The sequence below is a fragment of the Rhizobium sp. P32RR-XVIII genome (assembly GCF_012641395.1).
Lineage (GTDB): Bacteria > Pseudomonadota > Alphaproteobacteria > Rhizobiales > Rhizobiaceae > Rhizobium.
This window is the reverse complement of the sequence record NZ_JABAIH010000004.1, coordinates 362,715-380,263: the sequence shown is the minus strand read 5'-3', so window position 1 is coordinate 380,263 and position 17,549 is coordinate 362,715. Positions and strand designations below refer to the sequence as shown.

Below are 17,549 nucleotides of genomic sequence, written 5' to 3'. Positions count from 1 at the left end.
CCTTACCGGAAGACCGGCGTCAGTTCCTTGCCGAAATCGCTTTCGCCGAGACCGCCATCGCAGATCAGCACGGCACCAAGACGCCCGATCTCGTCCGACGATTTTGCGGCCACGAAATTGCCGCCGGTCAGGACGGCGATCCGCGGCGATTCCGTAAAGCCGGCATAGGGATAGCCGTCCCTCGTGTAGGTCGCAACACAAGGCGCCGAGGTGATCGGGGAAGACTTAAGCCCCGGCATGATGGTCGAGGCAATCGCCGCCAGATGCTCCCGCTCGGCCTTGTCGCCGTCGGCGCGGAACCATTCGCTTGCGGCCGCCAGCGTGTCGAACACACGGCTTTCCGTATCACCGCCGAGTTTGAGGTAGGCCTTGCCATCGGGATAGCGCACCGGCGGAAGGATATAGACATGATCCTCCTCGCGGTCGCCGAAGACGATCGTCGACGGCATGCCGCCGAAGATCTCCATCTCGCTTGCGCCTAGTTCATAAAAGGCGACCGTCCGCGCCGAGACGCGAATGTCGACCGGGCGCGGCAGGAGATTGTTGAAATTGCTGAAACCGCCGGCGGCGACGAGAACCTTCTCCGCCGTGTAGCGCACGCTGCCAGCGGTCACCTCCACATGCGAGCCTGCATCGCGAACCGCAGTTGCCGTTGCATCGATCAACCTAACGCCGCCTCTCTCTGCAAGAAGAGCCTGGGCGCGGACGAGCGCGCGCGGGTTGATGTGCCCTGCCCTGCGGTTCTCCAGGTAGCCGTGAAAGATGGGGTTGAACGCAAATTGCGGGAAGCGCCGCGAAAGCTCATCCGGCGGCAGCGATTTAACAGGGAGCCGCATCTCATCCGCCACATCGAGCGCGCGGCCGAGATAGCCCTCACCGCGGACCGCAGGCGGTCCGGCAAAGAGGCACCCCGCCTCCGTGTAGAAGCGTATGCCGCTTTCGGCCTCGATCTCCGCGTAGCGGTCGAGCGAACGGGAGGCCAGCGTCGCCCAAACGACGTCATCATCGAAGGTTCGGGTGATGCGCGCTTCGTCGTAATGGCTGGCGAAGACGCCATGATGGCTTTTCCGGTCCGCCGGCTCGGCCGGCCCGATCAGCGCAATGCCGTCCGACATACCGGCAAGATGGCGCGCCGCCGCCGCACCCATCATGCCACGCCCAAGGATGATCGTCTTGAAATCGGCCGCCATATCTCACCTCGCTTTCGAGGTCAGATAACACGGCGGTCAGCTTGATTCATACTCTTAAGTCGGGTTCGAAATCGATGCCGTTTCAGCCACTTCTGGCGCGCCTTGCATGAGCGCCAGCACCTTGCCGCAATAGGCCTTTGAGACCGGGTTCATGCGCTTGGCGGCATGACCCGCGTTGTATTTAAGGATCGTCCCGCAGGTTTCCCCGCCGCCGAGCTCGTGTGCCCCCGCTAGGTATTTCATGCCGTATTTGATGTTCGTCTCCGGATCGAAGAGGTCCTTCTTGGTACCCGTGTAACCCATCATGCGCGCCGTCGCAGGCTTGATCTGCATCAGCCCGACCTCACCCGCGCTGCCGAGTGCATCCGGATCGAAATTGCTTTCGACGCGAACGACGGCCCGAGCAAGCTCGACCGGGACGTCATATTCCTTGGCGTATTTGACGATCAAAATGGAATATTTGAGGGTCTCGAAATCCGGGATTGCATAGCCGCTCTGGCGATCGACGGTCTTGAAGTTCACCGTCAGGGTTTCATCCTTAGCCTTGTTTCCCGCATCGTCAGCAAAAGCACAGCCATACCCTATCAGCAACGCGCTCGCGCACGCCGCCGCACCAATAAGCATATCTCTCATCTAGTCTAATTACTCCGGCCCAAAGAATAGCTGGACCGCGCGCGGCGCAGTCGTCCGGTTACACGTCCCAAGAACTGGAAACATGCCGCAGCAATTCTCATCGTTTCATTTGACGCCCGCGGTTACACACAAAAAACCGGACGAGCCCCGCTCAGTGACTGGGGTTAGACCATCGCAATGAGGAGATAATTGGGAAAGGATGTGGCAGTGCGTCTGTCAATGCATTTTTGGAAAAAAGTTGCTCGGGACGTCACACGGATGTCACGAATAACGCGGCAGCGTCGCAAGCAGACGATGCAGCGTGTCGATCGTCGAAAAGTCGGCAATTCCATCGACCCGTTCCTGGCGGAAATGGCGCTGGAAGGCTTCTACGTCACCGGCTGTCTTGTCGCTGAATTCGCCCGTGATTTCCGTAGCATAACCGTAGAGGGACAGCATGGACTGCAGCGCCTCGATCGGCTGGCCGCGATCACCGCGCTGGAAGAAGCGGCCGCCGGTGATCGGTGCCGGCTCGACCCAGTGCCCTACCCCTGATCTATGCAATTCACCCCAGGGAAATTTTTCGCCGGGATCAACCTTGCGAACCGGCGCAATATCCGAGTGTCCGAGCACCAATTCCGGCTTAATCGACCAACGTTCAACACAATCGCGACACAATTCTATGACTGCCGCAATCTGGTTTTCGGGAAAATCCGGCAGCCCACCGGGATGTCCGGCATTGGCGATTTCAATGCCGATGGACCGGGAGTTGATATCGCCCTCGCCGTGCCAGCTGCTCTTGCCCGCATGCCACGCCCGCCGTTCCTCCGGCACGAGCTGAACGACATCGCCGCTCTCATGCACGAAATAGTGGCTGGAGACCTGACTCTCGTCGCGACAGAGCCAGGCAAGCGCCTCTTGGTGAGAGGGCATGCCCGTGTAATGAAGGATGATCATATCCGGCTTGCGGCCGCCGGCACGCTCGCCATGGTTCGGCGACGGCTGCACGGAAGCCTTGCGGTAATCGGCCGCGAATGAGGTCATGCGGCGCGACGTTCCTTCTCGATCGTCGCATAGGCGTCATTGAGGGCAGCCATGCGCTCGTTGGCGATCGCATGGAACTCTTTGGGTACGCCCCGCGAAATCAGCCGGTCAGGATGGTTCTCGCTGACGAGGACGTGATAGCGGCGGCGGATCGTCGGAAAGTCATCGGAAGGCAAAACACCGAGAACCTTGTAGGGATCCCGGCCAATCGAAACATGTCGCGCGGCGATCTGCTCGAAACGCTCGTCGCTCATTTCGAAGATCTGGCCGATGTGGCGAAGGAAATTCATCTCCTTCTCATGCACCAGTCCATCCGCCTTGGCGATGTGGAAGAGGCCGTCGAGCACATCTTCCAGTACCGAGCAATTGGCAGCGCAGCTGATGCAGAGCGAAGACAGCTTGGCGGCATAGGCCTCGTAACCAGCGATGTCCTGACGCGCAAGATTGTAGAGCCGCGCGACGTTCTTCGCCTGGTCCTGCGGAAATTCAAAGATATCCTGGAAGGCCTGGACTTCCTTTTCGCTGACGATGCCGTCGGCCTTGGCCATCTTTGCGGAAAGCGCGATGATGGCGACGGAGATCGCCACCTTGCGGCGGGTTTCCGGATCGCCCTCAAAAGCGGTGCGGACAGCCTCGACCACCGCCGAGAGCACGTTGCCCGCAGCACTACCGATGGCATTCAGCAATCTTTCCCAGAAGGACATCAAAGTCTCTCGCATCGCAACATGTAAGAGACAGGTTGATCAAATAATCGAAGCCTTTGCAAGGCAGCCATTGGTCGCACTATCGAAAACACTTTTCACAATCCGGTAACAGTCGTGGTTCTTAGATGCGGGGCACCTCAAGCGTCCGTTGTTAGACTCGGCGACACCTTGTAGATTGCGACGACATCTTGGAGATTGGAAACATGGCGCTCAAGCGGATGGACAACGTAGGAATCGTCGTCGAAGACCTCGAAGGGGCGATTGATTTCTTTCGCGAACTCGGCCTCGAGCTCGAAGGGCGGGCCACGATCGAAGGAGAATGGGCCGGACGTGTCACGGGACTGGGCGATCAGCGTGTCGAGATTGCCATGATGCGCACACCGGACGGCCACAACCGGCTCGAGCTCTCCCGCTTCCTCACGCCTGATGTCGTCGCAGATCACCGGAACGCCCCGGTCAACGCCCTAGGCTACCTCCGCACCATGTTCACCGTGGACGACATCGACGAGACGCTTGAAAGGCTCCGCACGCGCGGCGCGCAGCTCGTAGGCGAAGTAGTCCAGTATAAAGACGCGTATCGACTCTGCTATATCCGTGGGCCTGAACGGCTTCTCATCGGACTCGCCCAGGAACTCAGCTGAGGACAAATGGTCGCCATGGGCGGTCTTCTGCTCCGGCGTATCAGCCGCTGACGTACTCAACGGACTCTTGGACGTGATCGGCGATCGGGTGCCCGGCTCGGGCCTATCACCCGACGCTACGCTCTGCCCACATACGATTTCCACAGCGGCTCTCCGGCCCGCATCCGAGCTTGAAACGATTAGATGAGCGCCCGAGGCGAAGCCCGCCTCTCTTTCGTAAATTCTTTACTTTACAGCATTCTTTTCGTGCCTCATCCATGCGAGAGGTAAGCACATCCGAACGCTCAAAGGAGGGAAAAATGGCCAAACAGAAAGTAGCAATGCTGACCGCCGGAGGCCTGGCGCCCTGTCTTTCTTCTGCCGTCGGCGGCCTGATCGAACGCTACACTGATGTCGCCCCTGATCTCGAGATCATTGCCTACAAATCGGGCTATCAGGGCGTGCTTCTTGGCGATAGCGTCGTGATCAGCAAGGAGATGCGCGAAAAGGCTCCGCTTCTCCACCGCTTTGGCGGCTCACCGATCGGCAACAGCCGGGTTAAGCTCACGAACGCCGCCGACTGCGTCAAGCGCGGCCTGGTCAAGGAGGGCGAAAATCCGCTGCGTGTGGCGGCAGAGCGCCTTGCCAATGACGGCGTGACCATCCTTCACACTATCGGCGGCGACGACACCAACACGACAGCCGCCGATCTGGCCGCCTATCTCGCGGCCAACAACTATAACCTCACCGTCGTCGGTTTGCCGAAGACGGTCGACAACGATGTCGTGCCGATCCGCCAGTCTCTGGGCGCCTGGACGGCTGCCGAAGTCGGCGCGCATTTCTTCGACAATGTCAGCAATGAGCAGAGCGCAGCACCGCGCACACTTGTCATCCATGAGGTCATGGGCCGTCACTGCGGCTGGCTGACGGCGGCAACCGCCCGCGCCTATTTGAGCCGTACGAAGAACTATGAATATGTCGACGGGCTGATGATGAATGCCGGTCTGAAGAGCATCGATGCCGTTTACCTGCCGGAGATGGCCTTCGACCTGCAAGCCGAGGCCGAACGCCTCAAGGAGATCATGGACAGGACCGGTCACGCGACCGTCTTCGTCTCGGAAGGTGCTTGCCTCGATGCCATCGTCGCCGAGCGGGAAGCCGCTGGCGAGACCATCAAGCGAGATGCCTTCGGACATGTGAAGATCGACACGATCAACGTCGGCGGCTGGTTCCAGAAGCAGTTCGCCAACCTGCTCAATGCCGAGCGCTCGCTGGTTCAGAAATCCGGCTATTTTGCCCGCTCGGCGGCCGCCAATGCCGACGACCTTCGTCTCATCCAAAGCATGGTCGACCTGGCCGTCGAAAGCGCGCTCAACAAGGTCTCCGGCGTCACGGGTCACGACGAAGCGCAAAACGGCAAACTCCGGACCATCGAATTTCCGCGTATCAAGGGCGGCAAGCCCTTCGACCTCTCGACCAAATGGTTCGCCGAAGTGATGGAAACGGTGGGGCAAAAATACCAGGAAGTATGATTGACGCAGGGCGACTATGGTGTCTTTGCTTAGTTCCAAAGGAACAGGAGGAGATTCCATGTCGCTCGAAGCCTGGCTCGCTTTCGCCGCTGCATCCGCCATCATGCTGGCCATTCCGGGACCGACGATCCTACTCGTCGTGTCCTACGCGCTTGGCCATGGGCGCAAGACGGCGCTGGCGACTGTCAGCGGCGTAGCGCTCGGCGATTTCACCGCGATGACGGCTTCCCTCTTCGGGCTGGGCGCGCTTCTGGCTGCATCGGCAACGCTATTCACGGTGCTGAAGTGGGTCGGCGGTGCGTACCTCATCTACCTCGGCATCAAGCTCTGGCGCTCGCCGATCATCACCGAGCCGGTGGCCGACAATGACAACCTGCCGGATCAGAAGTCGCTGAAGATCTTCCTGCACGCCTATATCGTGACGGCGCTCAATCCGAAGAGCATCGTTTTCTTCGTCGCCTTCGTTCCGCAGTTCCTCAATCCTGCGAATCCCTTCTTCGAACAGATGCTCGTCATGGAGCTGACCTTCCTCATTCTCGCGACGATCAATGCTTCCTGCTATGCGCTTCTTGCGAATGCCGCGCGCGGCCTGATCCGCAAGGCAAGCGTGCAGCGCACGGTCAACCGTACCGGTGGAACCCTGCTGATCGCCGCCGGCGCCGTGACCGCCGGCTATCGCCGTATCGCCGCCTGAGGCTGGGTGGCTTGCGACACAACCGCGAATAAGTTAATGGAAAAATCAGGGCTTAGGTTTTCAGTAACTTAATCGCTGCCAGGGCGGCGCGAATCGCGAAAGTGACAGAATGGTAGCGAAGGGGTTCTCCGTCCTGACAGGCGGCCTTGTCTTGACGATGCTCGGTGGTGTTGCGGGATGCTCGACCGTCGAATACACATCCCTGGCGGAATTGACCGCCGTACAAACCGTTGTCCCGACCCCCAAGCCCGGCGAAGATGCAATGATGATGGCGGCGGTACCGGCCGCTGACGGCACCAGCCAGCCCACAGACGCATTCGCGGCTGCCAGCCCGCAGGCAACACCGGCCCTCACCGCCGATGCGATGACAATGCCCGGGACGGAAGCTCTTGCCGACCCCGCCATGCAACAGATGGCGGCCGCGGCAACGCAGATCCCGCTGACGCCGGAAATGACGGCGATCCAGTCGGTCGTACCTACGCCGCGCCCGGGCACCCCGCCCTCGCCATCGACCCAGCTTGCCTTCGCGGCGACGACGCCGCAGAGTGGCGCCCTGGCTGCCATTGCTTCCATTGGCGCGACGCAGCGCTCGATGTCGGACTTCACCTTCGACGAGTCCGCCCCGATGGATCCGCCGGCCGCGCCGCCGATGTTCAGCGACAGCGACGTCGACACCGCTCCCACCGTCGAAAAGAGCTTTATCAGCAAGCTGATCAGCAAGTATTCGAAGCTCTACGAAGTCCCTGAATCGCTGATCCATCGCGTCGTGCATCGGGAAAGCCGTTACAATCCAAACGCCTACAACAAGCGCGGCTACTTCGGCCTGATGCAGATCAAGTACAATACGGCGAAATCGATGGGCTATGACGGCCAGCCCAACGGCCTGCTCGATGCTGAAACCAACATCAAATATGCCGCGAAATATCTGCGCGGCGCATGGCTTGTTTCGAACAGCAACGAAGAAGACGCCGTCAAGCTTTATGCCCGCGGCTATTACTACGATGCAAAACGCAAGGGCATGACGGACATCGCCCAAGGCACCTATTAGAAACCACCCCGCCTGTTATGCCTACTCAACTGGCCGGCAGCGCGGCCAGCACCTGTTTCAGCAGCACCTGCGGCTTGTAGCCTAGCGAGCTTGGCGTCAGTCCCATCCGGACAAACACCAGATTGGCGGAAGGCACGATTGCCATGCTCTGCCCGTCGTGCCCTTCCAGCCAGAATGTATCTTCCGGCAGCCCGGCCTCGGCGCTCGTATCGCCGCCCGGCGCGGCCAGCCATGCCTGGCCCTGAGTATATGTGCCGCTCGACGACCGTGTCGGCGTGCGCATGACGTTCACGAATCCCTCCGGCAACAGCCGCTGGCCGTTCCAGACCCCGTCCTGCAGCAGAAACTGTCCGAAACGCGCCCAGTCGTGCGCCGTCGCGTAGAGATAGGAACTGCCGACAAAGGTGCCCCGAGCATCAGCTTCGAGAACCGCGCTCGACATGCCGAGTGGCCTGAAAAGCGCGTCAGTTGGATAGGCGAGCGCCTTCTGCTGGTCGCCGATCCAATCCATCCAGATCCGCGACAACAGGACCGATGTGCCGCTCGAATAACGGAAGCGCTCTCCCGGCTCCGCCTCGAATGGCGCATTGGCGGGAAGCGTAACCATGTCGGGGTCGAGATAGAGCATCCGCGTTACATCCGCGACGCTGCCGTAATTCTCGTTGAAGGCAAGACCGCTCTCCATCCCCAGCAGGTGACGAAGCTTGATGTGCGACCGCTCATCGTTCTTCCACTCCGGCAACAGGTTGGTCGTTTCGAAATTGCCCTTTCCTTCGTACATCGCGCGACCGACCAGCGCCGCGTTGACGGTCTTGGTCATCGACCAGCCGAGCAGCGGCGTCTTTGTGCTGAACCCTTCGCCATAGCGTTCCGCGACGATCCGGCCATTGTGCACGACGACGATCGCCCGCATCTGCGGACCGGCGAGCGCCTCGTTCGCCAATAAAGACGCCAGTTCTCCATCATTGGCGGCGGCAACGCCCTCGCCTTCCGGCCACAGGGCGGTGTTCTCCTTAGCAAGCGGAACTGGATCCAAGGGCGTGGCTTTCGCGGCGGCCTCGAAATCGCCGTCAGGCACGCTCGTGCAGCCGAAGACCCCGCGATAGAGAGCATAGCTGGGTGCAAAGAAACCGAGGATGCGCGCCGTCACACGCCCCTGCTCGCGATCGACCGAAACGCGTATCAAGCGCAGCAGCGGATTGCCGGGCGCTTGCACATCGTTATTGAGGACTGCCTGCGGATCGCGTCCCGCCATGAACACGTTCGAGCAGACAATCTTCGCTGCATAGCCGTCGCCGACGCGCAGAAGCTCCGGCGGCCGAACATAAAGCCAGATCGCCCCACCAGCCACGATGGCGACGATGGTCGCAGTGAGCGCCTTCAGGGTACGCCGAATAGGTCGCATATCATTCCCTCCACGAACGGAGAGAAGCAGGAAACGCTTTCACAAAAAAGAGCATGACGACGTAAACGGCGTTTCGTGACAGGCAATTCCTGTAGAAAGCCTACCCACAGTCTGCGTCATCAAACTGTAGCAGGGACGCGCTACACGCCCTGAACGCTAAAAGGGTGACAGACTCATATGACGGAATTTGCACCGGATACCGGCTTCCGCAAGAACCGGAAACTCAAGGACGCTCTTCTCCGCCACAAGGCATTTTCCAAGGACGGCTTTTCGGAACGGCTTTTCGGCCTGCTCTTTTCCGGCCTCGTCTATCCGCAGATCTGGGAAGATCCGGACCTCGACATGCAGGCCATGGAACTGCAGCCGCACCATCGCATCGTCACGATCGGCTCGGGCGGCTGCAACATGCTTGCCTATCTTTCCAAGGCACCCGCCTCCATCGATGTGGTCGATCTCAACCCACATCACATCGCGCTGAACCGCTTGAAGCTTGCCGCCTTCCGGCATCTTCCGAGCCATGCCGATCTCGTCCGCTTCCTTGCCATGCCCAATGAGCGCTCGAACAGCCATGCGTTCGACCGCTTTCTGTCGCCCAAGCTCGACGAAGCGACGCGCTCCTATTGGAACGGCCGCAAGTTCGGTCGCCGCCGCATCACCGTCTTTGACCGCAACATCTATGAAACCGGCCTGCTCGGCCGCTTCATCGGCGCGGCCCATCTGCTCGCCCGCCTGCACGGCGTCGATCTCCGGCAGATGACGAAAACCGGTTCGATCCGCGAACAGCGGCAATTCTTCGACGAGCAGGTTGCCCCGCTCTTCGAAAAACCCGTCGTGCGCTGGATCACTGGCCGCAAGAGCTCCCTTTTCGGCCTCGGTATCCCGCCGCAGCAATATGACGAACTTGCCAGCCTCGCCGCCGATCAGTCGATCGCGCCGGTGTTGAAGCATCGCCTCGAAAAGCTCGCCTGCCATTTCCCGATGCGCGAGAACTATTTCGCTTGGCAAGCCTTCGGCCGCCGTTACGCGGCTGCAGACGAAGGCCCGCTTCCGACTTACCTGAAGCCGGAACATTACGAAGTGATCCGCGCCAACGTCGATCGCGTCAATGTCCACCATGCAAGCTTCACAGAGCTTCTCGCCGGCGAACCGGCCGCCTCCCGCGACCGCTATGTCCTGCTCGACGCGCAGGATTGGATGACCGATCAGCAGTTGAACGATCTGTGGGCGGAGATCAGCCGCACAGCCCGCCGCGACGCCCGCGTCATCTTCCGGACGGCTGCCGAAAAGAGCGTCATCGAAGGCCGCCTTTCTGCGGCGATCCGCGATCAGTGGGAATATTTCGAGGAAAAGTCCCGCGATATGACCGCGCTCGACCGCTCGGCGATCTATGGCGGCTTCCACATCTACGGGAAGAAGGCGTGACCGAGATCCGCACCATCGTGGAGAGCAAGGCCGAAAGACATGCCAACCTGATGGATGGCATGTATCGCTACCAGCGCCACGTGTATGATCTGACCCGCAAATACTACCTGCTCGGCCGCGACCGAACGATCCGTCATCTGGATGTTCCGGAAGGCGGTACGCTGCTGGAAGTCGGCTGCGGGACCGGCCGTAATCTGGCGCTCGCACATCGTCACTTTCCCCGCGCCAAGCTCTATGGCCTCGACATTTCGCAGGAAATGCTGATCTCGGCGCGCAAGACCTTCGCCACGAAAGCCACGATTCCCGACTTTCGCGTATCCGACGCGACGGCTTTCACGCCGCGAGAATTCGGGCTCGGGGGTTTCGACCGCATCCTGATTTCCTATGCGCTTTCGATGATTCCCGATTGGCAACGCGCGGTCGATGCCGCGATCGCCGCATTGAACCCGGGAGGACAGCTGCACATCGTCGATTTTGGCCAGCAGGAAGATTTGCCGCGCTGGTTCCGGACGATGCTGAAGGCATGGCTTGGAAAATTTCATGTCACGCCACGAGCCGATTTGCGCGAAGTTCTGGAAGCGCAAGCTCATGATAATAAGGCGAGATTGTCGTTCGAGACGATCGGCCGAGGCTACGCCTGGCGGGCGTCTATTGTCTCCCAGCATTTATAATTAGCTTGAAACTAACCGATTTTTTACGTTGATATGCTGAAATGAGGGGGATTCCTCTACTGAAACTCGTCATTCGAAGGTCAGACTGTGGGGCAAGCAGATCACTCGGCTCACGACGGGACATCCATGCGCCGGCTTTTGTTATGCGTCCTGCCTTTGGCGTTGATGCTCGCCGGTTGTACGTCAGCGGGATATGATTATCTCGATACAGCATCCGTAAAGCCGCAGACTCGTTTCAAGGATTCTGATCCGCAGGACTTCGGGGCCAACCACCCGAACCGGAACGAAATCCACGGCATCGACATCTCCAAGTGGCAGGGCGATATCGACTGGCAGACCGTGAAGAATTCCGGCGTCGCCTTTGCCTTCATCAAGGCAACCGAAGGCAAGGATAGGTTTGACCCGCGCTTCAACGAATACTGGCAGCGTGCCCGCGCCGTCGGCATCCCGCATGCCCCCTATCACTTCTACTATTTCTGCTCGTCCGCCGACGAGCAGGCCGACTGGTTCATCCAGAACGTTCCGCGGGAATCGATGCGGCTGCCGCCGGTCCTGGACGTCGAGTGGAACGGCGAATCGCCGACCTGCCGTTTCCGGCCCGATCCCGCAACGGTTCGGGCTCAGATGCAGCGCTTCATGGACCGCCTGGAAGCCTATTACGGCAAGCGGCCAATCATCTATACGTCAGTCGATTTTCACCGCGACAATCTCGCGGGCTATTTTCAAGACTATCACTTCTGGGTGCGGTCCACCGCCAAGCATCCGGAAGTCACCTATGCCGGACGCCGCTGGGCTTTCTGGCAATACACTTCGACCGGCGTGATCCCCGGCATCAAGGGGCCTGCGGACATCAACGTGTTTGCCGGTTCTGCCAAGAACTGGACCAATTGGGTCGCAACCGTCTCCAAGGACCGAAATTCGTAGCAACGTCCGCTGATCTTTCTTGCTTCCGTCACATTCATCTGTGAAAGAGCTAGACATTTCTTTCGGATATAAGGACGACCCAATGCACCGCTCGCTCGCAAGCCGCTCTGCACTTGCTCTTTTGTTTGCAGTCACCTCAGCCGCCACAGCGCTGGCTCAGGAGCAGGCAATGGCTCCGGCGGCGTCCGCTGCCCCGTCCGCGGCGCCTCAGGCTGCTGCCGTGGCTTGTGGCGGTGATCTCTCCGAGTTTCTGGCTGGCGTGAAGGCAGATGCCGTTGCCGCCGGCGCCTCTGCCGAAGCAGCCGACAAGGCGCTCGCCGGCGCACAGATCGATCCGAAGGTCCTCAGCCGCGATCGTGCGCAGGGCGTCTTCAAGCAGACATTCCTTGAATTCTCGCAGCGTACCGTCAGCCAGGCCCGCCTCGATATCGGCCGCCAGAAGATCAAGCAGTTCGCCGATGTCTTCGCCAAGGCCGAGCAGGATTATGGCGTTCCGGCAGGCGTCATTACCGCTTTCTGGGCAATGGAAACGGACTTCGGCGCCGTGCAGGGCGATTTCAACACGCGCAACGCCCTTGTCACGCTGGCACATGACTGCCGCCGCCCCGAACTTTTCCGCCCACAGCTGATCGCGCTGGTCGAAATGGTCCAGCACGGCGACCTCGACCCGGCGACCAATACCGGCGCATGGGCAGGCGAGATCGGCCAGGTGCAGATGCTACCACGCGATATCGTCGCTTACGGCATGGATGGAGACGGCGACGGCCACGTACGCCTGAAGCAGAGCGGCCCGGACGCGATCCTGACGGCTGCGAAGTTCATCCAGCATCTGGGTTTCGAACGCGGCCAGCCGTGGCTGCAGGAAGTCACCCTGCCCGACGATCTTCCTTGGGAAAAATCGGGTCTCGGAGGCAGCATGACGGCGGGCGAATGGTTCGCCCTCGGCGTCAAGCCGCGCGACGGCAACACCAGCTTCGGCAATCTGGAGGGCGCCCTCGTTCTCCCGCAGGGCCGCCACGGGCCGGCCTTCATCGCCTATCCCAATTTCAAGATTTATCTCGAGTGGAACAAGTCCTTCATCTACACGACGTCGGCCGCCTATTTCGCCACCCGCTTCGAGGGCGCGCAGCCTTACCTCAAGGGGACCCCGGAACAAGGCCTGGCGAATGACCAGATGAAAGAGTTGCAGACCAAGCTGCAGTCCAAGGGCTATGACGTTGGCGAGATCGACGGCATCCTGGGCTCCGGCACGCGTGTGGCGATCCAGAAGGAGCAACAGCGCCTCGGAATGCCGGCCGACGGCTGGGCGACACTCGGGCTGCTGGACGCCCTCTGAGCGGACCGCAATTTCGCGAAGCAGCCAATTTCGACCGCGTCCCGGCAAAGCCGGGGCGCGTTTTCATTTTTCCCCGTAATGTCAATTGCTTCCGGCCATGCCTTGATGTTGCCGCTAGCGTTAATGGCCGGTCGCCTATTTTAACGCTCAGTTAAATTGCGTGAAAAAAATTTCATCGTGATTTAGCAGCTAATTCCAAATGGTTAGCTCATGGCTAGCCGCTTTATTCACAAGCTGCCGCTGCGTTGCAGCATGGAAATCGCTTCCCACCCGACACAATTCAGACATATTATGCCGCCGTTAACGCGAGGAGGCAGACATGGGTATCACACGATCCTTGAATGTCCTGTTGGTTAGTGCAGCGTTCGCGTTCGTCTTGTCCATGCTCTTTATTTGAAACCAAGACGAACCCCATGACTGAAATACCAGGCTCCTAAGAAGCTAACAGTTCAACCAATTGAAAGCGCATGCCGGCCGCCCGGCATGCGCTTTCTTATTGCGTACGAGGTTAGCCCTCAGGCGGCCGCACCGGCCCTCTTCGCGCCTTCCCGCTCGAGGCCGAGATTGCCGAGCACAGCCGAGACAAGCGGCGAGCGGTTCATGGTGTAAAGATGAAACTCGTGCAGGCCACGGCGAACGAGATCCTCGATCTGTTCGACCGCGACATCTGCCGCAACCTTCAGCCGTTCTTCCACCTTGTCGTCGAGACCGGCAAAGCGCTCATCGAGAAAAGCCGGTATGACCGTGCCGCAAGCGCTGGCAAAGCGCTTCAGTTGCGTCAGGTTCTGGATCGGCATGATACCCGGCACGATCGGGATCTTGATACCCGCGGCCCGCACCTTCTCCAGATAACGCTCGAAATTGTCGTTGTCGAAGAAGAACTGCGTCAGCGCGCGATCGGCGCCATTGTCAGCCTTGCGCTTCAGCATGTCGATATCGGCCGCCACATCCTTGCTCTCCGGATGCTTTTCCGGATAGGCGGCAACCGAAATCTCGAAATCGCCGATCGCGCGAAGACCGGCGACAAGGGCGGCCGCGTTGGCATAACCGCCCGGATGCGGCTGATAGGGAACTCCCGCCCCGCCCGGCGCATCGCCGCGCAGCGCCACGAAGTGCTTCACGCCGGCCTTGCGGAAATTGTCGATCACCTGATGCGTCTCGTCCTTCGTGGCACCGACGCATGTGAGGTGCGATGCCGTCGCAAGGGGCGTCTGGTTGAGGAACCGTGTGACCGCAGTCAGTGTCGGCGCTTTCGTCGTGCCGCCAGCACCATAGGTCACCGAGACGAAATCCGGATTCCAGTCCTGCAGTTCGGCCACGGCGTTCCAGAGCTGACCTTCCATTTCCTCCGATTTCGGCGGGAAGAACTCGAAGGAAATGCCGATATTGCGGCGGTTACCGGTTTTCAAAGCCATTTTATATCTCTCCGGCCAATACTGTTTCTGCGCCCTCGGATGCAATGAGGCGCCTCGGATCGCGCGCAAGCCAGATGGTGACTGTAAGCCCCTTCTCGCCCTGCAGACCCGGATGAAGATCGACGGTCTGCTCCACGTCGAGCCCCGCCTTGTGCAACCAGTCGGACATGGCCTGATGCGAAAAACCGAGGCGAACATGCGCGTGCTCGTCGCGAAGATACTCGAGCCCGTGCGGCGCGAGGTCGATGACCATCAGACGTCCGCCGGGCGCGAGCATTCGGGCTGCCTCGGCGATCGCGACTTCCGGCTGATCGAGGAAGTGCAAAACCTGATGGATGGTCACAAGGTCGAAGTCCTGTCCCTCGAAGGGCAGGTTCAGAATGTCGGCATGCCGCACCGACGCCTTGGTGATCCGGGCCTTGTCGAGATTGGCGCGGGCGACGCTCAGCATGTCACGGCTGGCATCGACGCCGATCGCGCGGCGATAGACCCCGGACAGCAGTTCCAGCATGCGGCCGGTCCCCGTGCCGAGATCGAGCAGCGAGTAGATGGGCTGATTGCCAAGCAATTTGATGACGGCGGCATCCACCTCCTCGTCGGCGGCATGCAGGCGGCGAAGCTCGTCCCACTCGGCGGCGTTGCGGCTGAAATAGGCTTGCGCCCGCTCGGCCCGCTGACGCTTCACGGCAGCAAAGCGCTCGCCGTCGCGCAGAATGACCGGATCGTTCTCGGATGCATGCGCCAGGAGCACGCGCACCAGCGCCGCTGCCTTGCCGTCCTGCCTCAGCCGGAAATAGGCCCAGGCGCCCTCCTGATAGCGGTCGATCAGCTCCGCTTCGCCAAGCAGCTTGAGATGCCGCGAAATGCGGGGCTGCGACTGGCCGAGAATTTCGGTAAGATCGGTCACCGTGAGGTCGCCTCCGGCGAGAAGCGCCAGAAGGCGCAGACGAGTGGGTTCGCCAGCCGCCTTCAAGACGTCCACCAGCGCATCCAATCCCAGTCTGACAAACTCAGCCATAGTCGACCCAATCAAGATATAAAGATATCTTTATGTGATTTGCGAAGGGCTGGCAAGCAGGAATCCGCTCTGTTCACGAAATTCGCTACTCCAAAAACGACCCGGCTGAAAATGAAAAAGCCCCGGCTTCTGCCGGGGCTTTCGATATCAAACGGAGAGAGATCAGCGCGTCAGGCGCTTGTAGGTCACCCGATGCGGGTTGATCGAGTCGACGCCGAGGCGGCGCATCTTGTCCTTTTCGTAATCCTCGAAGTTGCCCTCGAACCATTCCACATGGCTGTCGCCTTCGAAGGCGAGGATATGGGTCGCCAGGCGGTCGAGGAACATACGATCGTGGCTGATGATAACGGCGCAACCGGCGAAGTTTTCGAGCGCATCCTCAAGTGCTGCCAGCGTTTCCGTATCGAGGTCATTCGTGGGCTCGTCGAGCAGAAGCACGTTGCCGCCGGCCTTCAGCATCTTTGCGAGGTGCACGCGGTTGCGCTGGCCACCCGACAGGTTGCCGACCTTCTGCTGCTGGTCGCCGCCCTTGAAATTGAAGGCGCCGCAATAGGCGCGCGAATTCGTCTCGTACTTGCCGAGCTTGATGATGTCGTTGCCGCCGGAAATCTCTTCCCAGACGGTCTTGCCGCCGTCGAGCGAGTCGCGGCTCTGGTCGACGTAGCCGAGATGCACGGTATCGCCAATGCGGACGTTGCCGGAATCTGGCGTTTCTTGGCCGGTGATCAATCGGAACAGCGTCGTCTTGCCGGCGCCGTTCGGGCCGATGACGCCGACAATGCCGCCCGGCGGCAGCTTGAAGGTGAGGTCTTCGAAGAGGACGCGGTCGCCATAGGTCTTGGAAATGTTCTCCGCCTCGATGACCACCTGCCCCAGGCGTTCGCCGATCGGGATGATGATCTGCGCGTCGCCGGGACGGCGATCCTCGGCCGCCGCGACAAGTTCGTCATAGGCGCGTATCCGCGCCTTCGACTTGGCCTGGCGCGCCTTCGGGCTGGCGGAAATCCATTCCTGTTCGCGGGAGATCGCCTTCTGGCGGGAGGCTTCTTCGCGGCCTTCCTGCGCCATGCGCTTCGCCTTCGCCTGGAGATAGGCCGTATAGTTGCCTTCGTAGGGAATGCCGCGGCCGCGGTCGAGTTCGAGGATCCAGCCGGTGACATTGTCCAGGAAGTAGCGGTCGTGGGTGACCATCAGGATGGCGCCCGGATATTCGCGCAGGTGCTTTTCGAGCCAGGCGATCGTCTCGGCGTCGAGATGGTTGGTCGGTTCGTCGAGCAGCAGCAGGTCCGGCTGGGCAAGCAGCAGGCGGCAGAGAGCCACGCGGCGCTTTTCACCGCCCGAAAGATTGTCGACCGACGCATCGCCTGGCGGGCAGCGCAGCGCGTCCATGGCCATTTCGACCTGGCTCTCGAGGTCCCAGAGGTTCTGGCTGTCGATGACGTCCTGCAGCTTGGCGCCCTCTTCGGCCGTCTCGTCGGAATAGTTCATCATCAGTTCGTTGTAGCGATCGAGGATCGCCTTCTTGTCGGCGACACCTTCCATCACATTGCCCATCACGTCCTTGGACGGATCGAGCTGCGGTTCCTGCGCCAGATAGCCGAGCGTTGCGCCTTCGGCGATCCAAGCCTCGCCCGTCCATTCCTTGTCGAGGCCCGCCATTATCTTGAGCACGGTGGACTTACCGGCGCCGTTCGGGCCGAGGATGCCGATCTTTGCATCGGGGTAGAAAGAAAGGTGGATGTTTTCCAGCACCTTCTTGTTGCCATAGGCCTTGTTGAGGCCGGCCATGTGATAGATGAACTGACGTGCCATTATGCGCTGCTCCGGGCGGAAACTTGAAAACCGTGGCCGCTATGTAGGCGAAAGCCGGCGCCCGGGCAACGCCGAAACCGGCTTCTCTCGGCATTAACGGCA

Annotated in this window: 16 protein-coding genes; 8 read left to right on the top strand and 8 right to left on the bottom strand. The window is 60.3% G+C overall.

Going from position 1 to position 17,549, the window contains the following annotated elements; all coding sequences use genetic code 11:
* Window positions 1-2: 2 nt before the first annotated feature.
* The 4 genes from HGP14_RS15070 to HGP14_RS15055 all read right to left on the bottom strand — a co-directional run bounded on the left by HGP14_RS15070 (window position 3) and on the right by HGP14_RS15055 (window position 3,550).
* Window positions 3-1,190 (bottom strand): NAD(P)/FAD-dependent oxidoreductase, encoded by a 1,188-nt coding sequence (locus tag HGP14_RS15070; RefSeq protein ID WP_168830674.1) that lies wholly within the window; start codon window positions 1,188-1,190, stop codon window positions 3-5.
* 54 nt (window positions 1,191-1,244) lie between these two features.
* Window positions 1,245-1,823 carry a lytic transglycosylase domain-containing protein gene (locus HGP14_RS15065; protein ID WP_168830673.1) on the bottom strand — a complete coding sequence of 193 codons (579 nt, stop codon included), beginning with the start codon at window positions 1,821-1,823 and terminating at the stop codon, window positions 1,245-1,247.
* A 261-nt stretch (window positions 1,824-2,084) separates the two neighbouring features.
* Window positions 2,085-2,846 carry an N-acetylmuramoyl-L-alanine amidase gene (locus tag HGP14_RS15060; RefSeq protein ID WP_168830672.1) on the bottom strand — a complete coding sequence of 254 codons (762 nt, stop codon included), beginning with the start codon at window positions 2,844-2,846 and terminating at the stop codon, window positions 2,085-2,087.
* On the bottom strand, window positions 2,843-3,550 hold the full coding sequence (locus HGP14_RS15055) for a DnaJ family molecular chaperone (protein ID WP_168830671.1): 708 nt from the start codon (window positions 3,548-3,550) through the stop codon (window positions 2,843-2,845). Before HGP14_RS15055 ends, HGP14_RS15060 begins: the two co-directional genes overlap by 4 nt.
* A gap of 203 nt (window positions 3,551-3,753) precedes the next feature.
* Here HGP14_RS15055 and HGP14_RS15050 point away from each other — a divergent pair, with 203 nt between their 5' ends.
* The 4 genes from HGP14_RS15050 to HGP14_RS15035 all read left to right on the top strand — a co-directional run bounded on the left by HGP14_RS15050 (window position 3,754) and on the right by HGP14_RS15035 (window position 7,444).
* A complete protein-coding gene (locus HGP14_RS15050) occupies window positions 3,754-4,191 on the top strand; it encodes a VOC family protein (protein ID WP_168830670.1) in 438 nt (145 codons plus the stop codon).
* A gap of 299 nt (window positions 4,192-4,490) precedes the next feature.
* Window positions 4,491-5,702 (top strand): pyrophosphate--fructose-6-phosphate 1-phosphotransferase, encoded by a 1,212-nt coding sequence (locus tag HGP14_RS15045; protein ID WP_168830669.1) that lies wholly within the window; start codon window positions 4,491-4,493, stop codon window positions 5,700-5,702.
* 58 nt (window positions 5,703-5,760) lie between these two features.
* A complete protein-coding gene (locus HGP14_RS15040; protein ID WP_168830668.1) occupies window positions 5,761-6,396 on the top strand; it encodes a LysE family translocator in 636 nt (211 codons plus the stop codon).
* A gap of 109 nt (window positions 6,397-6,505) precedes the next feature.
* Window positions 6,506-7,444: a transglycosylase SLT domain-containing protein gene (locus HGP14_RS15035; protein ID WP_168830667.1), complete on the top strand. Its 939-nt coding sequence runs from the start codon at window positions 6,506-6,508 to the stop codon at window positions 7,442-7,444.
* Window positions 7,445-7,469: 25 nt separating this feature from the next.
* Here HGP14_RS15035 and HGP14_RS15030 read toward each other — a convergent pair whose 3' ends face one another.
* Window positions 7,470-8,849, bottom strand: coding sequence for a serine hydrolase (locus HGP14_RS15030; RefSeq protein WP_168830666.1), 1,380 nt, complete (start codon window positions 8,847-8,849; stop codon window positions 7,470-7,472).
* A 177-nt stretch (window positions 8,850-9,026) separates the two neighbouring features.
* Here HGP14_RS15030 and HGP14_RS15025 point away from each other — a divergent pair, with 177 nt between their 5' ends.
* The 4 genes from HGP14_RS15025 to HGP14_RS15010 all read left to right on the top strand — a co-directional run bounded on the left by HGP14_RS15025 (window position 9,027) and on the right by HGP14_RS15010 (window position 13,202).
* Window positions 9,027-10,271 (top strand): DUF3419 family protein, encoded by a 1,245-nt coding sequence (locus HGP14_RS15025; protein ID WP_168830665.1) that lies wholly within the window; start codon window positions 9,027-9,029, stop codon window positions 10,269-10,271.
* A 50-nt stretch (window positions 10,272-10,321) separates the two neighbouring features.
* Window positions 10,322-10,942, top strand: a complete 621-nt coding sequence (locus HGP14_RS15020) for a class I SAM-dependent methyltransferase (RefSeq protein ID WP_168830845.1) — start codon at window positions 10,322-10,324, stop codon at window positions 10,940-10,942.
* A gap of 126 nt (window positions 10,943-11,068) precedes the next feature.
* Entirely contained in the window at window positions 11,069-11,866 is a 798-nt protein-coding gene (locus HGP14_RS15015; RefSeq protein ID WP_168830664.1) for a GH25 family lysozyme, read from the top strand.
* Between the two features lie 82 nt (window positions 11,867-11,948).
* Window positions 11,949-13,202, top strand: coding sequence for a lytic murein transglycosylase (locus HGP14_RS15010; protein WP_168830663.1), 1,254 nt, complete (start codon window positions 11,949-11,951; stop codon window positions 13,200-13,202).
* A 515-nt stretch (window positions 13,203-13,717) separates the two neighbouring features.
* Here HGP14_RS15010 and metF read toward each other — a convergent pair.
* The 3 genes from metF to ettA form a co-directional block, all read right to left on the bottom strand.
* Window positions 13,718-14,617 (bottom strand): methylenetetrahydrofolate reductase [NAD(P)H], encoded by a 900-nt coding sequence (gene metF / locus HGP14_RS15005; RefSeq protein WP_168830662.1) that lies wholly within the window; start codon window positions 14,615-14,617, stop codon window positions 13,718-13,720.
* Window position 14,618: 1 nt separating this feature from the next.
* Window positions 14,619-15,635 carry a metalloregulator ArsR/SmtB family transcription factor gene (locus HGP14_RS15000; RefSeq protein ID WP_168830661.1) on the bottom strand — a complete coding sequence of 339 codons (1,017 nt, stop codon included), beginning with the start codon at window positions 15,633-15,635 and terminating at the stop codon, window positions 14,619-14,621.
* Window positions 15,636-15,797: 162 nt separating this feature from the next.
* Entirely contained in the window at window positions 15,798-17,447 is a 1,650-nt protein-coding gene (gene ettA / locus HGP14_RS14995) for an energy-dependent translational throttle protein EttA (protein ID WP_168830660.1), read from the bottom strand.
* Window positions 17,448-17,549 lie beyond the last annotated feature (102 nt).

Coding starts and splice junctions, on each gene's coding strand:
- HGP14_RS15060 (WP_168830672.1), bottom strand. CDS start 2,846: ATGACCTCATTCGCGGCCGATTACCGCAAGGCTTCCGTGCAGCCGTCG.
- HGP14_RS15040 (WP_168830668.1), top strand. CDS start 5,761: ATGTCGCTCGAAGCCTGGCTCGCTTTCGCCGCTGCATCCGCCATCATG.
- HGP14_RS15020 (WP_168830845.1), top strand. CDS start 10,322: ATGGATGGCATGTATCGCTACCAGCGCCACGTGTATGATCTGACCCGC.
- HGP14_RS15055 (WP_168830671.1), bottom strand. CDS start 3,550: ATGTCCTTCTGGGAAAGATTGCTGAATGCCATCGGTAGTGCTGCGGGC.
- metF (WP_168830662.1), bottom strand. CDS start 14,617: ATGGCTTTGAAAACCGGTAACCGCCGCAATATCGGCATTTCCTTCGAG.
- HGP14_RS15015 (WP_168830664.1), top strand. CDS start 11,069: ATGCGCCGGCTTTTGTTATGCGTCCTGCCTTTGGCGTTGATGCTCGCC.
- HGP14_RS15070 (WP_168830674.1), bottom strand. CDS start 1,190: ATGGCGGCCGATTTCAAGACGATCATCCTTGGGCGTGGCATGATGGGT.
- HGP14_RS15025 (WP_168830665.1), top strand. CDS start 9,027: ATGACGGAATTTGCACCGGATACCGGCTTCCGCAAGAACCGGAAACTC.
- HGP14_RS15035 (WP_168830667.1), top strand. CDS start 6,506: ATGGTAGCGAAGGGGTTCTCCGTCCTGACAGGCGGCCTTGTCTTGACG.
- HGP14_RS15050 (WP_168830670.1), top strand. CDS start 3,754: ATGGCGCTCAAGCGGATGGACAACGTAGGAATCGTCGTCGAAGACCTC.
- HGP14_RS15065 (WP_168830673.1), bottom strand. CDS start 1,823: ATGAGAGATATGCTTATTGGTGCGGCGGCGTGCGCGAGCGCGTTGCTG.
- HGP14_RS15000 (WP_168830661.1), bottom strand. CDS start 15,635: ATGGCTGAGTTTGTCAGACTGGGATTGGATGCGCTGGTGGACGTCTTG.
- ettA (WP_168830660.1), bottom strand. CDS start 17,447: ATGGCACGTCAGTTCATCTATCACATGGCCGGCCTCAACAAGGCCTAT.
- HGP14_RS15030 (WP_168830666.1), bottom strand. CDS start 8,849: ATGCGACCTATTCGGCGTACCCTGAAGGCGCTCACTGCGACCATCGTC.
- HGP14_RS15045 (WP_168830669.1), top strand. CDS start 4,491: ATGGCCAAACAGAAAGTAGCAATGCTGACCGCCGGAGGCCTGGCGCCC.
- HGP14_RS15010 (WP_168830663.1), top strand. CDS start 11,949: ATGCACCGCTCGCTCGCAAGCCGCTCTGCACTTGCTCTTTTGTTTGCA.